General features: G+C 76.8%; 3 protein-coding genes. 1 reads left to right on the forward strand and 2 read right to left on the reverse strand.

Annotated features, from left to right (window positions below; genetic code table 11):
• The coding region (locus tag AE652_RS40410) for an ATP-grasp domain-containing protein (RefSeq protein ID WP_107086661.1) at window positions 1–731 on the reverse strand (731 nt) is incomplete at its 3' end.
• Window positions 732–854: 123 nt separating this feature from the next.
• Between AE652_RS40410 and AE652_RS40415 the strand changes: the two genes are divergently transcribed.
• Window positions 855–1388, forward strand: a complete 534-nt coding sequence (locus tag AE652_RS40415) for an NUDIX hydrolase (protein ID WP_049660777.1) — start codon at window positions 855–857, stop codon at window positions 1386–1388.
• A gap of 102 nt (window positions 1389–1490) precedes the next feature.
• On the opposite strand, the gene AE652_RS40420 is transcribed toward AE652_RS40415, so the two are convergent.
• Window positions 1491–1936: hypothetical protein (locus tag AE652_RS40420; RefSeq protein ID WP_199823227.1), on the reverse strand; the 446-nt coding region annotated here is incomplete at its 5' end.

Raw genomic sequence — 1936 nt, forward strand, 5'->3', positions numbered from 1 at the left:
CTCCCCGGCGCGCCGCCGTCCGCCCGCTCCGGCCCGGCCGCACCAGCCGTACAGGCCGCACCGCCCGTACGGCTCGCACCGTGCGCGCCGTTCGCGCCGACCGGTCCCGCCGCCGGGAGGTCCGCGCCCTTGAACTCCTCGTACCGCCGCAGCACCACGCCGCCCGCCAGGAACTCGCCCTGTAGTTCGACGAACCGTCCGACCACCCGGCCGACGGCCGCCAGGTCGGCCAACTCGGGTACGTAGCAGGCCTCGTACCACTCGTGCTTGCGCGACTTCACGTAGTCCTTGACGATCGCCGGCCCGCGCCCGCCGAGCCGGGCCGCGGCCTCCGCCAGCTCCGCCGGCCCGGGCGCCACCGGTCCCTCGGACGGGATCCACGCGCTGGCCGGGGTCGCGCCCTCGAACACGCCGTACCAGCCGGGCAGTTCATGGGCGGCCGCGTACCCGGGCGTGCTGGTCAGCAGGGTGCCGCCGCGGGCGGTGAGCGCGGCGGCGAAGTCGGCGTACCGGGCGGAGGGCAGCATCCAACCCCGGTACCAGAGCGGGCCGCTGTCCCGCGGCACCCGCAGCACGGCCTCCTCGGCCCGCCCGGCGAGCAGCCCGTCGTGGTCGACCAGGTGCAGCTCGCCGCCCAACTCCCGCAGGGTCCTGGCCTCCCAGGCGAAGTGCGGGTCGGGCCGGCGCGGGTTGAGCGGATCGGCGGGGAAGATGATCGCGGGTGCGGGCATGGCCGTCAGGGTACGGCGGACCGGTGGGCCCGGCGCCCGCCACGACGGACCGGCCGGCTCGTGCACCCGACCGGAGTGCCGAAACCGCTCGACGGCCCCGGACGTCGCTGGGAGAGTGACCCGATGCGAAATCTGCTGCGCCCCCGCAAACGCAGGCCGAGGCAGGCCGCCCGCACGGTGGTCCTGGACGGGAACGGCTCGGTCTTCCTGCTCCGTTCGGACAACGACGAGGTCGGCGTGCACTGGACCATGCCGGGAGGCGGCCTGGAACCGGGCGAGACCCCGTGGGACGGCGCCCGGCGCGAGCTGTGGGAGGAGACGGGCTGGAGCGACCTCGAACCCGGCCCGCTGCTCTGCACCTGGGAGCACGACTTCACCTGGCACGGCACCCCGGTCCGCCAGCACGAGCACATCTACCTCACCGGCGGCCCGCACCGCGGTCCGGTCGGCGACGTCAGCGCGGTGCACGCCGTCGACCGGATCCTGGACTGGCGCTGGTGGACCCCGGCCGACCTCGCCGACGAGAACGCCGACGCGCTCTGGCCGCCCGCGCTGCCGGAACTGCTGGACGCGGTCCGCACGGGCTGGGCCGTGGACGGGCGGCCGCCGGTGCCCGTCGACCTCGGGTACATCCCGAACGCCCCGGCCACCCGCTAGGCCCGCCGAGTCCGCCAGACCTGCTCGGCCCGCCAGACCCACCAGGCCGGCCAAGCCCGCCAGGCCCGCTCGGCCAGTCGCCGAACGGGCCCGGCGGAGCGGTCAGGTGCGTCCGCCGCGCCGGGGCCGCCCGGCCGGACCGGGTTCCCAGCCGTGCAGCTCCAGCTCCCGGTCGTGCAGTGCGGCGGGGTTCATCAGCACCGTCAGCTGGGCGCCGGCCAGCTGCTCGAGGTCGAGCCCGGTGGCGGACAGCAGCTGCTCGGTCGGCACCGAGACGGCGATGGCGGGCCGCCAGGAGGGCAGTACCACCAGGCAGGTGCCGCGGCCGACCCGGATCGGCTGGGCCGCCACGCGGACCGGTGCGCGCTCCTCCGGTCGGCCGAGGGCCTCGGCGGGCCCGGGGCTGCCGCCGATCAGGATGCCGAGCGGCGGTTCGGCCCACGAGACCGCTGCGGCGGGCCCGGCGGCAGCGGTGTCGACAGCAGAGGGGGCGACAGCGCCGGCCCCGAACGACGGCGTCCGCGCCGCCACTTCCGCCGCATCGGCGG

Origin of the sequence: Kitasatospora sp. MY 5-36 (assembly GCF_001182915.1) — a bacterium.
Taxonomy (GTDB): Bacteria; Actinomycetota; Actinomycetes; order Streptomycetales; family Streptomycetaceae; genus Kitasatospora.